General features: G+C 70.2%; 14 protein-coding genes and 1 pseudogene. 10 read left to right on the forward strand and 5 right to left on the reverse strand.

Annotated elements, in window-relative coordinates:
• Positions 1-5 precede the first annotated feature (5 nt).
• From AC1RQF_RS17280 to AC1RQF_RS17320, 9 genes and pseudogenes are all read left to right on the forward strand, one after another.
• Positions 6-569 (forward strand): GNAT family N-acetyltransferase, encoded by a 564-nt coding sequence (locus AC1RQF_RS17280; protein WP_492872578.1) that lies wholly within the window; start codon positions 6-8, stop codon positions 567-569.
• A complete protein-coding gene (locus AC1RQF_RS17285; RefSeq protein WP_273997230.1) occupies positions 559-1,110 on the forward strand; it encodes a GNAT family N-acetyltransferase in 552 nt (183 codons plus the stop codon). The genes AC1RQF_RS17280 and AC1RQF_RS17285 overlap by 11 nt, the downstream gene beginning before the upstream one ends.
• A gap of 12 nt (positions 1,111-1,122) precedes the next feature.
• Positions 1,123-4,299, forward strand: coding sequence for a multidrug efflux RND transporter permease subunit (locus tag AC1RQF_RS17290; RefSeq protein ID WP_492872579.1), 3,177 nt, complete (start codon positions 1,123-1,125; stop codon positions 4,297-4,299).
• Between the two features lie 93 nt (positions 4,300-4,392).
• Positions 4,393-5,295, forward strand: a complete 903-nt coding sequence (locus tag AC1RQF_RS17295; protein ID WP_273997232.1) for a hypothetical protein — start codon at positions 4,393-4,395, stop codon at positions 5,293-5,295.
• Positions 5,296-5,364: 69 nt separating this feature from the next.
• Positions 5,365-6,978, forward strand: coding sequence for an amidase (locus tag AC1RQF_RS17300; protein ID WP_492872580.1), 1,614 nt, complete (start codon positions 5,365-5,367; stop codon positions 6,976-6,978).
• Between the two features lie 91 nt (positions 6,979-7,069).
• Positions 7,070-8,245, forward strand: a complete 1,176-nt coding sequence (locus tag AC1RQF_RS17305) for a porin (protein ID WP_273997234.1) — start codon at positions 7,070-7,072, stop codon at positions 8,243-8,245.
• 187 nt (positions 8,246-8,432) lie between these two features.
• Positions 8,433-10,013 (forward strand): thioredoxin family protein, encoded by a 1,581-nt coding sequence (locus AC1RQF_RS17310; protein ID WP_492872581.1) that lies wholly within the window; start codon positions 8,433-8,435, stop codon positions 10,011-10,013.
• A 292-nt stretch (positions 10,014-10,305) separates the two neighbouring features.
• Positions 10,306-10,736 (forward strand): annotated as a pseudogene (locus AC1RQF_RS17315) (STM2901 family protein).
• The gene (locus AC1RQF_RS17320; protein WP_492872582.1) at positions 10,736-11,089 is read left to right on the forward strand and encodes a DUF1493 family protein; all 354 of its coding nucleotides are present in this window, start codon (positions 10,736-10,738) and stop codon (positions 11,087-11,089) included. Before AC1RQF_RS17315 ends, AC1RQF_RS17320 begins: the two are co-directional and overlap by 1 nt.
• Positions 11,090-11,141: 52 nt before the next feature.
• Here the strand turns inward: AC1RQF_RS17320 and AC1RQF_RS17325 are convergent, their stop codons facing one another.
• Positions 11,142-11,966: a class I SAM-dependent methyltransferase gene (locus AC1RQF_RS17325; RefSeq protein WP_492872583.1), complete on the reverse strand. Its 825-nt coding sequence runs from the start codon at positions 11,964-11,966 to the stop codon at positions 11,142-11,144.
• Between the two features lie 307 nt (positions 11,967-12,273).
• Between AC1RQF_RS17325 and AC1RQF_RS17330 the strand changes: the two genes are divergently transcribed.
• A complete protein-coding gene (locus AC1RQF_RS17330; RefSeq protein ID WP_273997239.1) occupies positions 12,274-14,721 on the forward strand; it encodes a penicillin-binding protein 1A in 2,448 nt (815 codons plus the stop codon).
• Between the two features lie 24 nt (positions 14,722-14,745).
• Here AC1RQF_RS17330 and AC1RQF_RS17335 read toward each other — a convergent pair whose 3' ends face one another.
• The 4 genes from AC1RQF_RS17335 to AC1RQF_RS17350 form a co-directional block, all read right to left on the reverse strand.
• Entirely contained in the window at positions 14,746-15,363 is a 618-nt protein-coding gene (locus tag AC1RQF_RS17335) for a hypothetical protein (RefSeq protein WP_273997240.1), read from the reverse strand.
• A gap of 59 nt (positions 15,364-15,422) precedes the next feature.
• A complete protein-coding gene (locus AC1RQF_RS17340; protein ID WP_252982250.1) occupies positions 15,423-16,040 on the reverse strand; it encodes a cupredoxin domain-containing protein in 618 nt (205 codons plus the stop codon).
• Between the two features lie 106 nt (positions 16,041-16,146).
• The gene (locus tag AC1RQF_RS17345; RefSeq protein ID WP_273997241.1) at positions 16,147-16,770 is read right to left on the reverse strand and encodes a hypothetical protein; all 624 of its coding nucleotides are present in this window, start codon (positions 16,768-16,770) and stop codon (positions 16,147-16,149) included.
• A complete protein-coding gene (locus AC1RQF_RS17350) occupies positions 16,767-17,309 on the reverse strand; it encodes a hypothetical protein (RefSeq protein WP_273997242.1) in 543 nt (180 codons plus the stop codon). The genes AC1RQF_RS17345 and AC1RQF_RS17350 overlap by 4 nt, the downstream gene beginning before the upstream one ends.
• Positions 17,310-17,324 lie beyond the last annotated feature (15 nt).

Genomic DNA, 17,324 nt, shown 5'->3' on the forward strand with positions numbered 1-17,324 from the left:
GCCGGATGAGCGTCGACCGCGCCGCCGCCGCCGCGCCGTTCGCCGGGCTGGCGCTGCGGCCGCTGTCGCTCGACGACGCGGCGGCGCTGCATGCGCTCGCGCAGCGGCCCGCGCTGGCGTACTGGGAACCGCGCGCGCCGCACCTGACGCTTGACGCGCGCCGCGCGTGGCTCGAAGTGGCGGTGCTGAGCCGGCACTTGCTGGCCGCGTGGGTCGGCGACACGCTGGTCGGCTGGGCGGAGCTGACGCCGGGGCGCTATCGGCGCGCGCACGTCGCGTCGCTTTCGCTCGTCGTGCACGACGACTGGCAGCGGCGGGGCATCGGCCGCGCGCTGCTGCTGGCGATGCTCGATCTCGCCGATCGCTGGCTCGGCCTGCGGCGGCTCGAAGCCACACTGTATGCAGACAACGAAGCGGCGAGCGCGCTGTTGTGCTCGGCCGGCTTCGAGATGGAGGTGCGCCAGCGCGGTTTCGCGCTGCGCGACGAGGGACTGGTCGACGGTTGTCTGATGGCGCGCCTGCGCGCGCCGATGCCCGTCGCGGCGGAACACACGACACATGACACATGATGCTGGCGTCCCGGCCTTGCCCGGCGACGTGACGATCCGCGCGCTCGAGGCGGGCGACGCGGCGGCGATCGCGGAGATCCGCAATCAACCGGGCGTGCTGCGCGAGACGCTCGCGCTGCCGTTTCGCGGCCGCGAGGCGGTCGACGCCTGGCTCGCGCGGCTGAGCGCGCGGCGCGCGGAGGGCGTCGAGCTGTGCGCGCTCGTCGGCGGGCGGGTGGTCGGTCATGGCGGCTTCGACGTCGCGCCGCCGCGCCGCTCGCACAGCGCGCCGCTCGGCCTCGGCGTGCACGACGCCTACGCGGGGCGCGGCGTCGGCGCGGCGCTGCTGGCGGCGCTCGTCGCCCACGCCGACCACGTGCTCGGCCTGCGCCGGCTTGAATTGACGGTGTTCGTCGCCAACGCGCGCGCGATCGCGCTGTATCGCCGCTTCGGCTTCGTCGAGGAAGGCCGCTCGCGCGCCTACGCGGTGCGCGACGGCGAGCTGGCGGACGTGCTGCACATGGCGCGCTTCGTCGACGCCCCCGCGCTCGCGCGCGCCTGAGCGGAGCCGCCCATGCCTTCCTTCTTCATCGACCGGCCGGTGTTCGCCTGGATCGTCGCGCTCGCGATCGTGCTCGCCGGCATGCTCGCGATCCCGCAGCTGCCGATCGCGCAGTATCCGCGCCTCGCGCCGCCGCGCGTGATCATCAACGCCAACTATCCGGGCGCGTCGACCGAGACGATCGATTCCGACGTCGCCAGCATCATCGAGGAAAGCCTCGACGGCGCGGACGGGATGCTCTACTACACGACGGGCAGCGGCGGCCACGGCGAGCTGGAGATCGACGTGACCTTCGCGCCGGGCACCAATCCCGACATCGCGCTCGTCGACGTGCAGAACCGCCTCAAGCAGATCGAGTCGCGGCTGCCGCAGCAGGTGGTGCAGCAGGGCATCGGCGTGTTCAAGGCCGCCAACACCTTCCTGATGCTGGTCGCGCTGCGCTCGACCGACGGCACGCGCGATTCGGTGCAGCTGAGCGACTACCTGAGCCGCTACGTGCTGCGCGAATTGAAGCGCGCGCCCGGCGTCGGCGCCGCGCAGCTGTGGGACGCCGACCAGGCGCTGCGGATCTGGCTCGATCCCGTCAAGCTGCGCCAGTACAACCTCGGCGCCGACGACGTGATCAACGCGGTCTCCGCGCAGAACGCGGCCGTCACGGCGGGCGCGCTCGGCGATGCCCCGACCGTCGGCGGCCAGCAACTGACCGCGTCGGTGATCGTGAAGGGCCAGTTGGTGTCGCCCGAGGAGTTCGGCTCGATCGTCCTGAAGTCGAAGCCCGACGGCGCGTCGGTGCGGCTGCGCGACGTCGCGCGCGTGGAGCTGGGCCGCGACGACTATACGTTCTGGTCGCGCCTGAACGGCAAGCCGGCCGCGACCGTCGGGATCCAGCTCGGGCCGCGCGGCAACGCGCTCGAAACCTCGAATGCGATCCGCGCGCGGCTCGCGGAGCTGTCGAAGACGCTGCCGTCCGGCGTCGCGGTCGAGATTCCGTTCGACGGCGCGCACTTCGTCAAGATCGCGATCGAGGAGGTCGTGCTGACGCTGTGCGAGGCGGTCGTGCTGGTGTTCTGCGTGATGTGGCTGTTCCTGCGCGACCTGCGCTACACGCTCGTGCCGACCGTCGTGATCCCGGTCACGCTGATGGGCGCGTTCGTCGCGATGTGGATGTTCGGGCTGTCGATCAACGTGTTCACGATGTTCGGCCTCGTGCTCGCGATCGGGATCCTGGTCGACGACGCGATCGTGGTGGTCGAGGCCGTGCACCGCGTGATGGAGGATGAAGGCCTGCCGCCGCGCGAGGCGACCCGGCGCGCGATGAAGCGCATCGGCGGCGCGATCGTCGGCGTGACCGCGGTGCTGACCGCGGTGTTCGTGCCGATGGCGTTCTTCCCGGGCGGGGTCGGCGGCATCTACCGGCAGTTCTCGGTGGCGATGATCGCGTCGATGCTGGTGTCGTCGTTCATGGCGCTGTCGCTCACTCCCGCGCTGTGCGCGAACCTGCTCAAGCCGATGGCCGACGCGCACGCGCCGCGCGCGGGCCGGCGGGAGTTCGGCGCGCGCTGGGCGGAATGGTTCGCGAACGGCTTCACGCGCGCGTCCGACGGCTATCGGCGGCTCACCACGCGCACGGTGCGGCGCGTCGGGCCGGTGCTCGGCATCTACGCGGCCCTGCTCGGCGTGGGCGCGATCATGTACTGGGCGCTGCCGGGCGGCTTCCTGCCGACCGAGGACCAGGGCCAGCTGCAGGTGATGGTGCAGTTGCCGGCCGGCGCGACGCAGGACCGCACGATGGCCGTGATGCAGCGGGTCGAGACCCTGCTGCACGCGCAGCCGGGCATCGCCAACGTGACCACGGTGATCGGCTGGAGCTTCGCCGGCAGCGGGCAGAACGTCGGCATGGCGTTCGTCGAGCTGAAGGACTGGAGCACGCGCAGCGTCGACGCGGTCACGCTGCGCGATCGCCTCAACGAGCGCTTCGCGTCGATCCTCGAAGGGCAGGTCGAGGCGTCGCTGCCGCCGTCGGTGCCGGGCATCGGCCACTCGGACGGCTTCACGTTCCGGCTGGAAGACCGCGGCGGGCTCGGCATCGCCGCGCTGAAGGACGCGCGCGCGCGGCTCGCCGATCGTGCGCGGGCCGACCCGGCGCTCGCGTCCGTGCACTTCGAGGATCTGCCGGACGCGCCGCGCGTGATGCTCGAAATCGACCGCGAGAAGGCCTATGCGCTCGGTGTGTCGTTCGACAAGATCGCGGCGCTGCTGGGCGGCACCTTCGGCTCGAACTACGTGGACGACTTCCCGACCAAGGGGCGGATGCGGCGCGTGATCATCGAGGCCGACGCGGCGACGCGCATGACCGACGCGCAGCTGATGGCGATGACGGTGCCGAACCGCAACGGCGACATGGTGCCGCTCGCGGCGATCGCGACGCCGCACTGGAGCGTCGGCCCCGTCGCGCTGAACCGCTACAACGGCTATCCGTCGCTCGACCTGAACGGGCGGCCGGCGAACGGCTACAGCTCGGGCGCGGCGATGGCCGAGATGGAGCGGCTCGCGGCTGGCTTGCCGACCGGAATCTCCTATGATTGGGTGGATGCGGCGCGCGAGGAAACCATCGCGGCGAAGCAGACGCCGCTGCTGATCGGCCTGTCGGTGCTCGCGGTGTTCATGGCGCTCGCGGCGCTGTACGAGAGCTGGACGATTCCGCTGTCGGTGCTCGTGATCGTGCCGCTCGGGGTGATCGGCGCGATCGCGGCCGCGCTGCTGCGTGGGCTGCCGAACGACATCTACTTCAAGGTGGGGATGATCACGGTGATCGGGCTGTCCGCGAAGAACGCCATCCTGATCGTGCAGTTCGCGCGCGACCTGCATGCGCGCGGCATGGCGCTGCAGCAGGCGGTGATCGAGGCGGCGGCGGGGCGTTTCCGGCCGATCGTGATGACGTCGATGGCGTTCCTGCTGGGCGTGGTGCCGCTCGTGCTCGCGACGGGCGGCGGCGCGGAGAGCCGCCGCTCGATCGGCACCGGCGCGTTCGGCGGGGTGCTCGCGGCCACCGTGTTCGGGCTCGTGTTCGCGCCCATCGCGTTCTATGTGGTGGCGTCGCTGCGCGCCGGCCGCCGCCGGCGCGGCGCGGCGCACGACGAGACACAGGTGTCCGCCGGCGCGGGCGGCGGGCAGGCGGCGGGCGACTGAGGGTCGTCCGTCCCGCAGTTCAGGTGCGGCCGCGCGACGCGGCCGCGAACGGGCCGTCGCGGCCTATCGCATCACCGTCGGGGAGCATGACGAATGGATGTGGACCAGGAAATCAACGCCATCATGGCGCTGCACGACAGCGCTCCCGCCGAGGCGGAAGCGCGGCTGTGGGCCGTGCTCGAACACGGCGTCGAGACGCGCTTCCAGGCGCGCGCGGGCTGGCTCGCGAATCATGTGATCGGCGAGCATTTCAAGCGCTGGGACGACGCGCTGCGCTTCCAGCGCCAACTGCTGACGGACGACGCGCCGCCGCTCGCGGTGCTGCGCAACGGCGCGGTCGCGGCGTCGCTGGCCGGGGATCCGGCCCAGGCGCATTACCTCGAACACCGGATGCAGCGCGACGGCGTGTCGGCGGCGCTCGCGGGCGCGGCGGTGCGGGTCGCGACGGCCGCGCACGCGCTGCCCGGCGGCCGCGCCGAGCACTGCGCGGCGAGCCTCCTGACCGCGCTCGACCAGCTCGATCCGCTGCCGCCCGCCGGGCCGGCCGACACGATGCTCGCGTCCGGCTTCAACAACGCGGTGTCGGCCTTGCTCGATGCCGACGGCGGCCCGCCGTTCGCGCACGCCACGGTGCGCGACGCGATCCGGCGCGGCGCGGAAACGAGCCGGGCGCTGTGGGCGCGGGCCGGTACGCCGCTGAACGCGGCGCGCGGCGACTACCTGTGCGCGCGTGCGCACCGCGCGCTCGGCCGGCATACGGATGCGCTCGCGGCGGCGGAGCGCGGCGCGGGGCTGCTCGAGGACGGTCACGCGGAAATCGATCGCGCGTTCCTGCTGGTGGAGATCGCGCACGCGCGCCACGGGCTCGGCGAACCCGAGGCGGGCGCGCGCGCGTTCGAGCAGGCGGAGGCGATCGCGGCCGGCTGGGAGGATGCGGGCCTGCGCGACATGTACGATGCGCAGGCGGCCGCGCTGCGCGAGGCGCGCGGCGCCTGATGCCTGATGCCTGATGGACGGGCGCGCGGCGCGCGCCCTGCCGAAGTCCCTCGACTGGAGAACACAAGGATGGAACGACGCCGCTTCCTGGCCGCGCTGGGCGCATTGAGTTCGGCATGGGGCGCCGCTTCGGCCCGCGCGGCGGCCGAGCGCCCGCTGCCGGGCCGCGCGAGCGAATTGTCGCCGGGGCCGGGCGCGTCCGGGGCCGCGTGGGCCGTGCAGCACGAACGGGAGCGGATCGAGACGCTCGATCGCGGCGGCCCGCGCCTGAGCAGCTTCATCGAACTCAATCCGGACGCCGCGTCGATCGCCGCCGCGCTCGACGCGGAACGCGACGCGGGCCGGGTGCGCGGGCCGCTGCACGGCGTCACGGTCGCGCTCAAGGACAACATCGCGACCGGCGACCGGATGGCGACGACGGCCGGCTCGCTCGCGCTCGACGGCGTGTCGGCCACGCGCGACGCGTTCCTGGTCGAGCGCCTGCGGCGCGCGGGCGCGGTGATCACCGGCAAGACCAACCTGAGCGAGTGGGCGAACTTCCGTTCGACCCGCTCGACGAGCGGCTGGAGCGGGCGCGGCGGACTGTCGCTGAACCCGCACGCGCTCGACCGCACGACGAGCGGCTCCAGCTCCGGCTCGGCCGCGGCGGTCGCCGCGCAGTTCGTCGCGATGGCGGTGGGCACGGAAACCGACGGCTCGATCGTGTCGCCCGCGTCGATCAACGGCGTGGTCGGGCTCAAGCCGACCGTCGGGCTCGTGAGCCGCGACGGCATCATCCCGATCTCGGCGAGCCAGGATACGGCCGGGCCGATCGCGCGCACGGTCGCCGACGTGGCGCTGCTGCTGTCGGTGCTGGCCGGGCGCGACGCGCGCGATCCGGCGGCGCGGCGCGCGGGCGCATCCGCGTTCGCGCCCGTCGACTACGTCGGCGCCTTGCATCCCGACGCGCTGCGCGGCGCGCGGATCGGCGTCGCGCGCGCGTACTTCACCGGCCATGACGAAGTCGACGCCCGCATCGAGCAGTCGATCGCGGTGATGTCGCGGCTCGGCGCGGTCGTGATCGATCCCGTCGATCTGCCGAAGCCCGACTACCAGGGCGACGAACTGGTCGTGCTGCTGCACGAGTTCCGTCATGGCCTGCCGCAGTGGCTCGCGCAGTTCGCGCCGCACGCGTCCGTGCGCAACGTGGCGGACGTGATCGAATTCAACTACGCGCAGCGCGCGAAGGAAATGCCGTACTTCGCGCAGGAACTGCTGTTGCAGACCCAGGCCGCGGGCGGCCTCGACAGCCCCGCGTACCGGCGCGCGCTGCGCGCCTGCCGCCGCGCGCGCGACGCGGGGCTCGCGCGGGTGCTGCGCGCGCATCGCCTCGACGCGCTCGTCGCGCCCACGGGCGGCACCGCCTGGCTGATCGACCTGATCAACGGCGACGCCGCGGGCGACGGCTTCTCGACGCCGGCCGCGGTCGCCGGCTATCCGCACCTGACGGTGCCGGCCGGGCTGGTGCGCGGCCTGCCCGTCGGCGTGTCGTTCGTCGGCGCGCCGTGGAGCGAGGCGCGCCTGCTCGCGCTCGGCCATGCGTTCGAGCAGGCGACGCAGTGGCGCGCGGCGCCGCGCTTCGTCGAACGCACGAACGTTCCGCCGCCCGACGCGCCGACGCCCAACGGAACGGACGCTTCATAACCATCTCAGAATTAATTGGTTTCCTGCCGGCCGGCGGCCCCGTATCGTGGCAGCCGGTCTGGAGAAACAATCAACAACAGGAAGCCATTTCATGAAGCACACCACGCGCCTCGCCCTGCTCGCGCTGCCCGCCAGCGCCTTGGTCGCCACCGCCGCCCACGCACAGAGCAGCGTCACGCTGTACGGCATCGTCGACGCGGGCATTGCCTACGTGCACAACGCGCAGGACGGCGCGGGCAAGAATCAGTCGTCGCTCGTCAAGTTCAGCAGCGGCAATCTGTCGGGCAGCCGCTGGGGCCTGAAGGGCAGCGAGGATCTGGGCGGCGGGCTGTCGGCGCTGTTCCAGCTCGAGAACGGCTTCAATATCGGCACCGGGGTGGCGAACCAGGGGCAGCGCGAGTTCGGCCGCAAGTCGGTGGTCGGGCTGTCGAGCACCGCCTGGGGCACCGTGACGCTCGGCCGCCAGTACGATCCGATCGTCGATCTCGTGCAGGGCCTCACCGCGGACAACTACTACGGCGGCGTGTTCGCGACGCCGGGCGATCTCGACAACTACGACAACAGCCTGCGCGTCAGCAATTCGATCAAGTACGTGAGCCCGCTGTACGCGGGCTTCCAGGTCGAGGCGCTGTACGGCTTCGGCGGCGTGGCGGGCGCGGCGGGCAACGGCCGCACCTACAGCTTCGCGGCGAGCTACGCGACCGGGCCGCTGTCGCTCGGCGCGGGCTTCTTCTACGCGAACGGCGGCAATACGGCCACGAGCGGCGTGCGCAGCTGGAACAGCAGCTCGGACACGCTGTTCAACACGGTGATCAACCAGGGCTTCTCGAGCGCGAAGTCGATCCAGATCGTGCGCGCGGCGGCCCAGTACGTGCTGGGGTCGGCCACCTTCGGGGTCGCGTATTCGAACACGCAGTACGGCGCGGATTCGCTGTCGGCGTTCACCCAGACCGCGAAGTTCAACAGCGGCTCGGCGTTCCTCGACTACCAGTTCTCGCCGGCGGTGCGCGCGGGGATCGGCTACAACTACACGGCGCTGTCGGGCCAGACGTCCGCGCACTACAACCAGGTGAACCTCGGCGCGGATTATTCGCTGTCGAAGCGCACCGACCTGTATGCGCTGTTCGGCTACCAGAAGGCCAGCGGCCGGACGCTCGGCGCGAACGGCACGGTGGTCAACGCGGCCGCGTCGATCGGCTCGTATGGCGTGAATTCGGGTACGGATTCGCAGGAACTCGCGGTGGTGGGCATCCGTCACCGGTTCTGACGAACCGTGCGCGACGCGCGGGCGAGGCGGGGCGGCGGATGCGCTGCCCCGCCTCGCCCGCGCTTGGATTATGCGATACCGTATCTATACTTCAGACGATTTGATTTAATACGTATTCCCATTCATCGATCATGACGCGCGTGGGCCGCAGCGGCCGGCGACGCGTCGGCGCTTCCGAGGGACACCCATGAACACGACGATTCGAACCATTGCGGCGGCCGCGTTGTTTGCGGTCGCGGGCGCCTGCCTGGCCGCCAACACGCCGCCCGCGCCGCCCGCGCCGGTCCACCTGCCGCCCGGCATCGCCTGGCAGCAGGGCGACGTGGATGCCGCGTTCGCGCAGGCGAAGCGGACCAACAAGCCGCTGCTGCTGTACTGGGGCGCGGTGTGGTGCCCCTCGTGCAACCAGGTGAAGGCGACCATCTTCAGCCAGCAGGCATTCAAGGACCGCTCGTCGTTCTTCGTGCCGGTCTACCTCGACGGTGACAACGAAAGCGCGCAGAAGCTCGGCGAACGCTTCAAGGTGCGCGGCTATCCGACCATGATCCTGTTCCGTCCGGACGGCACCGAGATCACGCGCCTGCCGGGCGAGGTCGATCTCGAACGCTACATGCAGGCGCTGTCGCTCGGCATGAACGCGGCCCATCCGGTGCGGCAGACGCTCGCGAACGCGCTCAAGGACGGCGCGAAGCTGACGCCGGACGAATGGCGGATGTTGGCCGACTACTCGTGGGATACCGACGGCGACCTGCCGGTGCCGAACGAGCGCGTCGCGCAGACACTGCAGACGCTCGCGCAGCGCGCGAAGGCCGATCACGCGAACGGCGAGGCGCTGCGGCTGGAACTGAAGGCGGTCGTGGCGGCGGCGGGGAGCAGCGGCGCGGGCGCGCAACAGGGCGAGATCGACAAGGCGGCGGGCCTGGCCGCGTTGCAGGACGTATTGCGCGACGCGGCGCAGAGCCGCAGCAATTTCGACGTGCTGGTCACGGCGCCCGCCGATCTCGTCGGCTATCTGGCGGGCAGGGACGCGGCGGCGCGCGCGCGTCTCGCCGGCGCCTACGATGCGGCGCTCGTGCGGTTGAACGGCGACCGTTCGCTGTCGCCGATCGACCGGCTCGCGGCGCTCGACGGGCGCGTCGCGCTGGCGCGTCTCGACACGCCGAAGGGCCCGCTCGCGAAACCGCTGCTCGACACGGTGCGCACGCAGGTCGCGGCGGCGGACAAGGCGACCACCAACGTCTACGAGCGGGCGGCGGTGATCAGCACGGCCGCCGACACGCTGACCGACGCGGGCCTGCTCGATGCATCGGATGCGCTGCTGAAGGCGGAGCTGCCGCGCTCGGCGACGCCGTATTACTTCATGTCGGGGCTGGCCGCGAACGCGAAGGCGCGCGGCGACAAGACGGCTGCGCTCGACTGGTACGAGAAGGCGTACAACGCGGCGAGCGGGCCGGCGACGCGGCTGCGCTGGGGCGCGAAGTACTTCACGAACGCGGTGGAGCTGGCGCCGGACGATACCGCGCGGATCCAGGGCATCGCGAACAGCCTGCTCACGCAGGTCGCGCAGACCCGCAACGCGTTCTACGGCGCGAATCGCCGCGCGTTGACGACGGTGGTGGCGCAGCTGGTGCGCTGGAACAAGGGCGGGGCGCACGAGTCGACCGTGAAGGCGGTGGTGCGGCAGTTCGAGGGCGTGTGCGGGAAACTGCCGGCCGGCGATCCGCAGGCGGGGACGTGCGGGAGTCTGATCCAGCCGGCCAAGGCTTGAGGCGGGAACGCGGGGGCTCGCGCGACGGCGCGGGCCTTCGCGAGGGGGCGGAGGGGATCGGGAGCTACCTGATAGATTGACGAAAGGATGATCTTTAGGAAAGTTCGGTATGCAGAAGAAAAATTTGCGTGGCTCAACGCTTCTCGAACGCGCGGCCTTGGATGCCGTTTATGCGTAGGCTAGATCAACAGTATTAAGATGGACGGTGGATAATGCGGATTAAGCTGCGTGTTGTTTTCAAAGATCGGTTTTCAAAGATCGTTTTCAACGCTCCGAGAGCGCTGAATGACACATGGCTAATACGTACCATTACGGAAATCATGAAAATCTGACGCCTGTCGAATGGCTTTTTTTGTTGCGATAGACGAGACCATGGAGGTCTTGGGCGTGAGTGACATAGTGGGTGTCGGAATGATCCTGGCAGGCGCTCGTTTCGTGCCGACGCGAGGGAAGTTTGCTGGCGCTGTCAAAGGAACATCAGTCTCGTCAAAGCTGTCCCGCTCCCTGCTTCCTTTTGAAATCAAGCATCGGATTTTGCCGACGTTTACTTCGCTGAAGAGTGTGGCTTTGTTGCGAGTGAAATATACGAATCACATTGGTGTGTTTGTCGGGCGCGCCATTCCAGGTGTCGGATGGGTGATCACGGCGTCTGATGCGGTGACGATTGGCTATCGGACCATGACGACATGCAATCGCCTCGTGAAACCAGAGGATCGTTTGTGATGGATGACCCGTGGAGCCACCTGCAAGCATTCATTCGCGAGGTGCGTGCACCTTCCTTGTTCGGCCTGGACGCGCAACTGACCCGCGACATGGATCTGTATCACGACCTGGACTGGGAACTGGCCAGGATCGCGTCGGTGATGCGCGCTTGGGCCGCGCGCTTCGATGTGGACCTCGGCGATTTCGCGGTCGAGGATTACGTTCCTTCCGCGAGCATGCGCCGGCGCGATGTTATGTGGGCCGCCTTGAAAGCGCCGTTCAGCGCGGCGGCGCGCGATGCGCTCGGCGGCCGGGCGCTGACGCTCGGGATGCTGGAGGCGGCCATGCGCGACGGGAAGTGGTCGCGAGAATAGCGCACAAGGAATAGGCATCCCATCACGTTGTGTTCATCACACCGCCGAATCCTCAGCAAGCCCGCGCGCGCACGAGGCGCAGCCCCCACGCCGTGTCGAGTCGCCCCTGCGCGTCGCATAGCGGCGCGAGCGCCGCAAGCAGGCGCTCCCGAAACGCCTGCCGCGCCGCCTCGGGCAGCCGGTCGGCGTCGTAGGTTTCGAGCATCGACTCCCACAATTCCTGCGGCGTCGGCGTCCATTTCACCTCCAGATCTTCGCAATGCGGCGCATCGAAGCCGCGCCCGACGCAGGCGGCCCAACCCTCCGGCGTGGACGTGCGCGCATCGCCGAAGCGCAGCGGCGACAGCGCATCGCGCGCGATCGGCCGGAACACGTCGAGCAGGACCTCGCCCGCTTCGCCGAGCAGGAAGCTGCGCCCGACCACGGTCGCGAACAGGTCGCCCGGTTTCAGCACGCGCCGGATCTCGGCCATCACCGTATCCAGATCGTCCATCAGCATCAGCGCCATGTGCGACAGCACGTAGTCGACCGTGCCGCTTTCGATCGGCAACTGTTGCGCGCGCGCGTGGAGCAGGTCGACCTCCGCAGGCAGCACGGCACGCGCGGCGGCGAGTTCGCCCCGGCTGAAATCGACGCCGACGAGGCGCGGCGGCGTGTCGTTCCGGGTGGCGAGCAGTTGCAGCAGCGGCCCGTCGCCGCAGGCGACGTCGACCACCGTCGGCGTGCCCGCATCGCGCGGCACGAGCGCGGCGAGCACGGCGTAGGACGACGCGTATTCGCCGCCAGCGGACCGGCACGGGTGGTGCGCGAACGCGCGGCGGGTCGCACCCGGCCGGCGCGCGTGGAAATCCTGCAGATAGTGTTCGGTGGCGGACATGACGGGGGCCGGGGCGAGAGAGTGAAGGTGCCTCGATCTTATCGATGGCGCGCACGGCCCGCCATGCGGAGCGTTCGGTATTGCGCGCGGAGCGAGGCGCGGCAGCGGCGTAACCCGCGTTGCGCAAGCGGGCGCGCCAACCCGTCGCACCGCACCGGCGGCCGCCGCATGCCCTACGCTTCCCGGTCCACCCCCCGCGTTTTGATACGATGCGGGCTTTCCACCCTTACTCCCGAGCCTCGTGTCGTCTTTCCGTGACCGGTGCGCGCAAGGATTCGCCGCCATTCGTTCCGTCGTCCGCGCCATCGTGGCCCGTGCGGCGCCCGTCATCCGTTCCGCGCGCGCCGCGCTGTGGGCGCGCGTGCGCCATCCGACCCGGCGCGGCGTGGCCGTCGCGTGCGCTGCGCCCGTCGCGCTGTTCGCGCTCTACGTGCTGCTGCTGATCCCGTTCACGCCGGGCATCGGCGACATCCGCAAGGCGCGCGTCGACGCGCCCGCCCGGATCCTGTCCGTCGACGGCAAGCTGCTCGCCGAGTTCAAGCCGGCGAACCGCGAATGGGTCGCGCTCGCGGACATCTCGCCGCACATGGTCGATGCGTTGATCGCGACCGAGGATCATCGCTTCTACGAACACCACGGGCTCGACTGGCGACGCACCGCGTCCGCTGCGCTGCACACCTTCTCGGGCAGCCGCCAGGGCGGCTCGACGATCACCCAGCAACTGGCGCGCAATCTGTACCCGGACGAGATCGGCCGCGCGCCGACCCTCACGCGCAAGCTCAAGGAAGCGATCACCGCGTTCAAGATCGAGGCCGTCTACAGCAAGCCGCAGATCCTCGAAACCTACCTGAACACCGTGCCGTTCCTGTACAACGCCTACGGCGTGGAGATGGCGGCGCGCACCTACTTCGACAAGTCGGCCGACCAGCTCGACGTGCTCGACAGCGCAACCCTCGTCGGGATGCTGAAGGGCAACAGCTACTACAACCCGGTGCTGAACCCGGAGCGCGCATTGCAGCGGCGCAATACGGTGCTCGCGCAGATGGTGAAGTACGGCAAGCTGTCGCCGGCCGCGTATGCGTCGCTGCAGAAGAAGCCGCTGCGCATCGACTTCGAGCGCCAGACCGAGCCGCCCGGCCCCGCGCCGCACTTCGCGCAGCAGCTGCGCAAGTGGCTGATCGCCTGGGCGGACCGCAACGACTACAACATCTACGCGGACGGGCTCGTCGTGCGCACGACGATCGACTCGCGCCTGCAGACGATGGCGAATGCCGCGCTCACGCAGCACGCGAACCAGCTGCAGGGGATCGCGAACGGCGCCTGGAACGCGGGCAGCGGCTGCGCGCCGCGCAATCCGCTGTTCCAGACCTTCATCCGCGAGACGTCCGACTATCGCGCGGCGCGCGACGCCGGGCAAAACGATGCGGACGCACTGAAAAAGCTCGGCGCGGACCGCGCGTTCACGCGCGCGCTGTGCAAGGCGAAGGCCGACGTGCAGGCCGGCTTCATCGCGATCGAGCCGGGCACCGGCTGGATCCGCGCGTGGGTCGGCAGCCGCGACTTCACGACCGAGCCGTTTGATCACGTGCAGCAGGCGCGGCGTCAGCCGGGTTCGACCTTCAAGCCGTTCGTGTATGGCGCGGCGTTCGCGTCGGGCGCGTCGCCCGGCGACACCATTCCCGATCAGGCCGTCGAGATTCCGCTCAAGGGCGGGGAGATCTGGCGGCCGAGCGACGAATCGCCGCCGAGCGGCCGTCCGGTCACGCTGCGCGACGCGCTTGCCTATTCGCGCAACCGCATCACCGCGCAGCTGATGGAGACGGTCGGCCCGGCCAAGGTCGCGCGGCTCGCGCGCGCGATGGGCGTGCGCGACAGCGCGCTGGACCCGGTGCCGTCGCTCGCGCTGGGCACGAGCCCGGTGACGCTGAAGGAAATGGTGGCCGCGTATGGGACGATCGCGAACTTCGGCGCCTACGTCGAGCCGCGCATGGTGACGCGCATCGAGGATCGCAACGGCGAGGTGCTGGCCGAGTTCGATCCGGCCTCGGCCGAGCGCGCGCTCGACGACCGCGCCGCGCGCACGCTGCTCGACGTGATGCGCGGCGTGATCGATCGCGGCACGGGCGCGAGCATCCGCTCGCGCTTCGGGATCCGCGCGGACGTCGCGGGCAAGACCGGCACCACCCAGGACAACACGGACGGCTGGTTCATCCTGATGCAGCCGCAGCTGGTGGCGGGCGCCTGGGTCGGCTTCGACGACGGCCGCGTGACGCTCGGCAGCGACTACTGGGGGCAGGGCGCGCGCAGCGCGCTGCCGATCGTCGGCGATTTCTATCAGCGCGCGTTCCGCGCACGCCTGATCGACGCGCGCGCGCGCTTCGCGACCGACGTGCCGCCGAGCGCGTTCGAGATCTTCCGCGAGAAGCTGCGCGACTGGTATCAGTATCTGTTCGGCAAGACGGAGCAGAAGGCGCCGCCGAAGATCGTGCGCGCGCCGCGCCCCGAGCCGGTCGAGGAGGCCAGCGCACCGGCCGCACCGGCGGCGTCGGAGGCTGCGTCCGCCGCGTCGGCGGCCTGGGCGGCGTCGGCGGTCGCCGCGTCCGGCGTTTCCGTGCCGGCGTCGCAACCGTTCGCGCCCGTCGCGCCGCCCGACACGGGCGGCGCGCTGCCGGCCGGGGACGTGCCGCTCGCGCCCACGCCCGCGCCGGACGCCCCGGCGCCGGCGTCGGCGCCGGCCTCCGTGAATGGCGGCTGAGCCGCCGTTCGCGAGGCGCCCGCTTCAGCACATGATCACGTTCGCCAGCTGGAACTGATACGGCACGGCGGCGGACCCGCCGCCGCCGCCCGTCATCACGATGTCGGCGCTCGCGACGCCGAGCAGCGTCAGTTCCGTGTTGATGTCGGAGATCACCGCCGAGTTCAGCGTCGCGCCTTCCTCGATCTGCGACGCGGTGCCGATCCACAGCGTCGGCTTGAACTCGAACACCGCCTTCTGCCCGGGCACGACGCCCGTCTTGCGCGCGAGCAGGCGGTTGTCCTTGAAGGCCGACACGCTGATCGCGCCCTTGCGCAGGTCGTTGCGCAGCTGGATCTCGCGCGAGCTGGACGACGCGCCCGCGAGGCTCAGCACGTTGCCGGACGCGCTGCGCGCGACGCTGAACATCTGGCCGTTCTGCGCGGGCCGCTGCGGCATGAAGTTGCCGTCCGAGTCGCTCGCGGTGAGCGTGGTGCGCACCGGGAACACGAACGGGTGGTTGTCGCCGCGCCCGCAATATGTGATGACTTTCCACGCGATCGCGAGTTCGTCGAAATCGGTCGCGACGTTCTTCTGAAAGATCACGATCTGGCTGTTGTTGACGTCGTTCGAGCGATTGATGAAATTGAGCTTGATGTCCATGATGGGTCCTTGTCGTTCGTGGGAGCGCGGCGGCGGCGCGGCCGCCGCCGGCCGTGGCGTCACGCCATCACGACGTTCTCGAGACGGAACGTGAACGGCAGCGAGCGCGGGCCCGGGCCGCCGCCCGTCATCACGATGTCGGCGCTCGCGAGACCGAGCAACGACAGCTCCGTGTTGATGTCGGAGATCACCGCCGAGTTCAGCAGCGCGCCCTGCTCGATCTGCGACGCCACGCCGATCCACAGCGTCGGCTTGAACTGGAACACCGCCTTCTGTCCCGGCGCGATCGAGGTCTTGGTCGCGAGCGCGCTGCCGTCCTTGTAGATCGTCGCGTTCGCGGCGCCGCTCGGCAGATCGTTGCGGACCTGTACTTCCGAGCTGTTGCCCGGGTCGGTCGCGAGCGTCAGCACGTCGCCCGAGTTCGAACGCACGACCTGGAACACCTGGCCGTTGGTCGCGATCTGCTGCGGCATGTAGTTGCCGTAGCTGTCGCTCGCGCTCACGCTCATGGTCATCGGGAACTTGAACGGATGGTTGTCGCCCTGCCCGCAGTTGCGGATCACCTTCCAGGCGATCGCGAGTTCGTCGAAGTCGGTCGCGACGTTTTTCTGGAAGATCACGATGCTCGAGTTGTTCGCGTCGTTCGAGCGGTTGACGAAGTTCAGCTGGATATCCACTTGCTTGCTCCTTGGGTTGAAAGACGGCAATCGGTTTGCCGCGCACCTTGCCACCGGCCCGCCGGCGGCGGGCCGTTACACCGGAAAGCGAAATCCGCGCGGCGCGTCAGCCGCGCACGACGTTGTCGAGCGTGAAGGCGAACGGCTGCGCGTCGGCGCCGCCGCCGCCGCCCGTCATCACGATGTCGGCGCGCGTCACGCCCGCGAGCGGCAGCATCGTGTGGTCGCTGGACAGCACGCCCGCGCTCAGCGCGCGGCTCTCCTGCACCTGCGACGCGAGGCCGATCCACAGCGCCGGGGTGAAGCGGAACACCGCCTTCTGGCCCGGCGCGACCGCGTGCTTGGCGGCGATCAGCCGGCCCGCGCTGAATGCGTTGACGTTGACCGCGCCGCGCGTCATCTGGTTGACGACTTCCAGCTCCCCCGTGACCGCGCCGTGCGCGGATGCGGGCACCAGGCGGCCGCGTCCGCCCGGATGGGTGTCGACGACGAAGCGGCCGGTATGGCCGGCGCGCAGGCGCGGCGAGAAATTGCCGTGCTCGTCGCCGAGCGCGAGTTCGATCGCGGTCGAGTAGGTGAACGGATGCAGGCAGTCGCGGCCGCAGAACCGGATCACTTTCCAGGCGAGCGCGAATTCGTCGAGATCCGGCACCACGTTGCGCTGGAACAGCACCACCTCGCTGTTGCCGCGGTCGTTCGAGCGGTTGATGAAACGCAGCGCGATGTTCATGACGTCTGCTCCGCGGCGTCGCCGGCCAGGTGCCGGTCCGCCCATTGCGCGAGCGCGGGGGGCACGCCGCCCGCGAGCGAGGCGAGATGCAGCGCATGGGCGCGGCTCTGGCCCTGCATGTCGACGGCGAGCCGGCCGAATGCGAGCAGGGCGTCGGACGGGTTGCGGCTGCGGCCGAGATCGGTCAGGTATTGCGCGGTCGCGCTGGCGAGCGCGCCGGCATGCTCGACATGCCCCTGCGTCGCACGGGTCGCGAGATCCGCGTTGAGCGCCGCGAGTTCCTTGACGGCCTCGCCGCTGCCCGCGAGCGCGAGCCGGTCGCGCTGCTCGCGCCAGCCGGCGTCGAGCGCGGATTCGCAGGTTTTCAGGTAGTGCTGGCTGGCTTGCAGCGCGGTGCGCAGCCAGGCGCGCCACGCGCCCGCATCGACGGCGGCGCCCGCGAGGCCGCCCGGATTGGCTGTTTGCGCGACGGCCTTGCCCAGCAGTTGGAACGCGCTGAGATTGGCTGCTTCCCATTGCGTGATGAAGTTCGAGAGCATGAGGGTTCCTCGATC

Source organism: Burkholderia sp. GW821-FHT14F03 (assembly GCF_058803765.1).

Excerpts from the sequence above, each read along its gene's own strand:
- AC1RQF_RS17300 (WP_492872580.1), top strand. The coding sequence starts at position 5,365 with ATGGAACGACGCCGCTTCCTGGCCGCGCTGGGCGCATTGAGTTCGGCA.
- AC1RQF_RS17325 (WP_492872583.1), bottom strand. The coding sequence starts at position 11,966 with ATGTCCGCCACCGAACACTATCTGCAGGATTTCCACGCGCGCCGGCCG.
- AC1RQF_RS17345 (WP_273997241.1), bottom strand. The coding sequence starts at position 16,770 with ATGAACATCGCGCTGCGTTTCATCAACCGCTCGAACGACCGCGGCAAC.
- AC1RQF_RS17295 (WP_273997232.1), top strand. The coding sequence starts at position 4,393 with ATGGATGTGGACCAGGAAATCAACGCCATCATGGCGCTGCACGACAGC.
- AC1RQF_RS17350 (WP_273997242.1), bottom strand. The coding sequence starts at position 17,309 with ATGCTCTCGAACTTCATCACGCAATGGGAAGCAGCCAATCTCAGCGCG.
- AC1RQF_RS17320 (WP_492872582.1), top strand. The coding sequence starts at position 10,736 with ATGGATGACCCGTGGAGCCACCTGCAAGCATTCATTCGCGAGGTGCGT.
- AC1RQF_RS17290 (WP_492872579.1), top strand. The coding sequence starts at position 1,123 with ATGCCTTCCTTCTTCATCGACCGGCCGGTGTTCGCCTGGATCGTCGCG.
- AC1RQF_RS17285 (WP_273997230.1), top strand. The coding sequence starts at position 559 with ATGACACATGATGCTGGCGTCCCGGCCTTGCCCGGCGACGTGACGATC.
- AC1RQF_RS17310 (WP_492872581.1), top strand. The coding sequence starts at position 8,433 with ATGAACACGACGATTCGAACCATTGCGGCGGCCGCGTTGTTTGCGGTC.
- AC1RQF_RS17280 (WP_492872578.1), top strand. The coding sequence starts at position 6 with ATGAGCGTCGACCGCGCCGCCGCCGCCGCGCCGTTCGCCGGGCTGGCG.
- AC1RQF_RS17335 (WP_273997240.1), bottom strand. The coding sequence starts at position 15,363 with ATGGACATCAAGCTCAATTTCATCAATCGCTCGAACGACGTCAACAAC.
- AC1RQF_RS17305 (WP_273997234.1), top strand. The coding sequence starts at position 7,070 with ATGAAGCACACCACGCGCCTCGCCCTGCTCGCGCTGCCCGCCAGCGCC.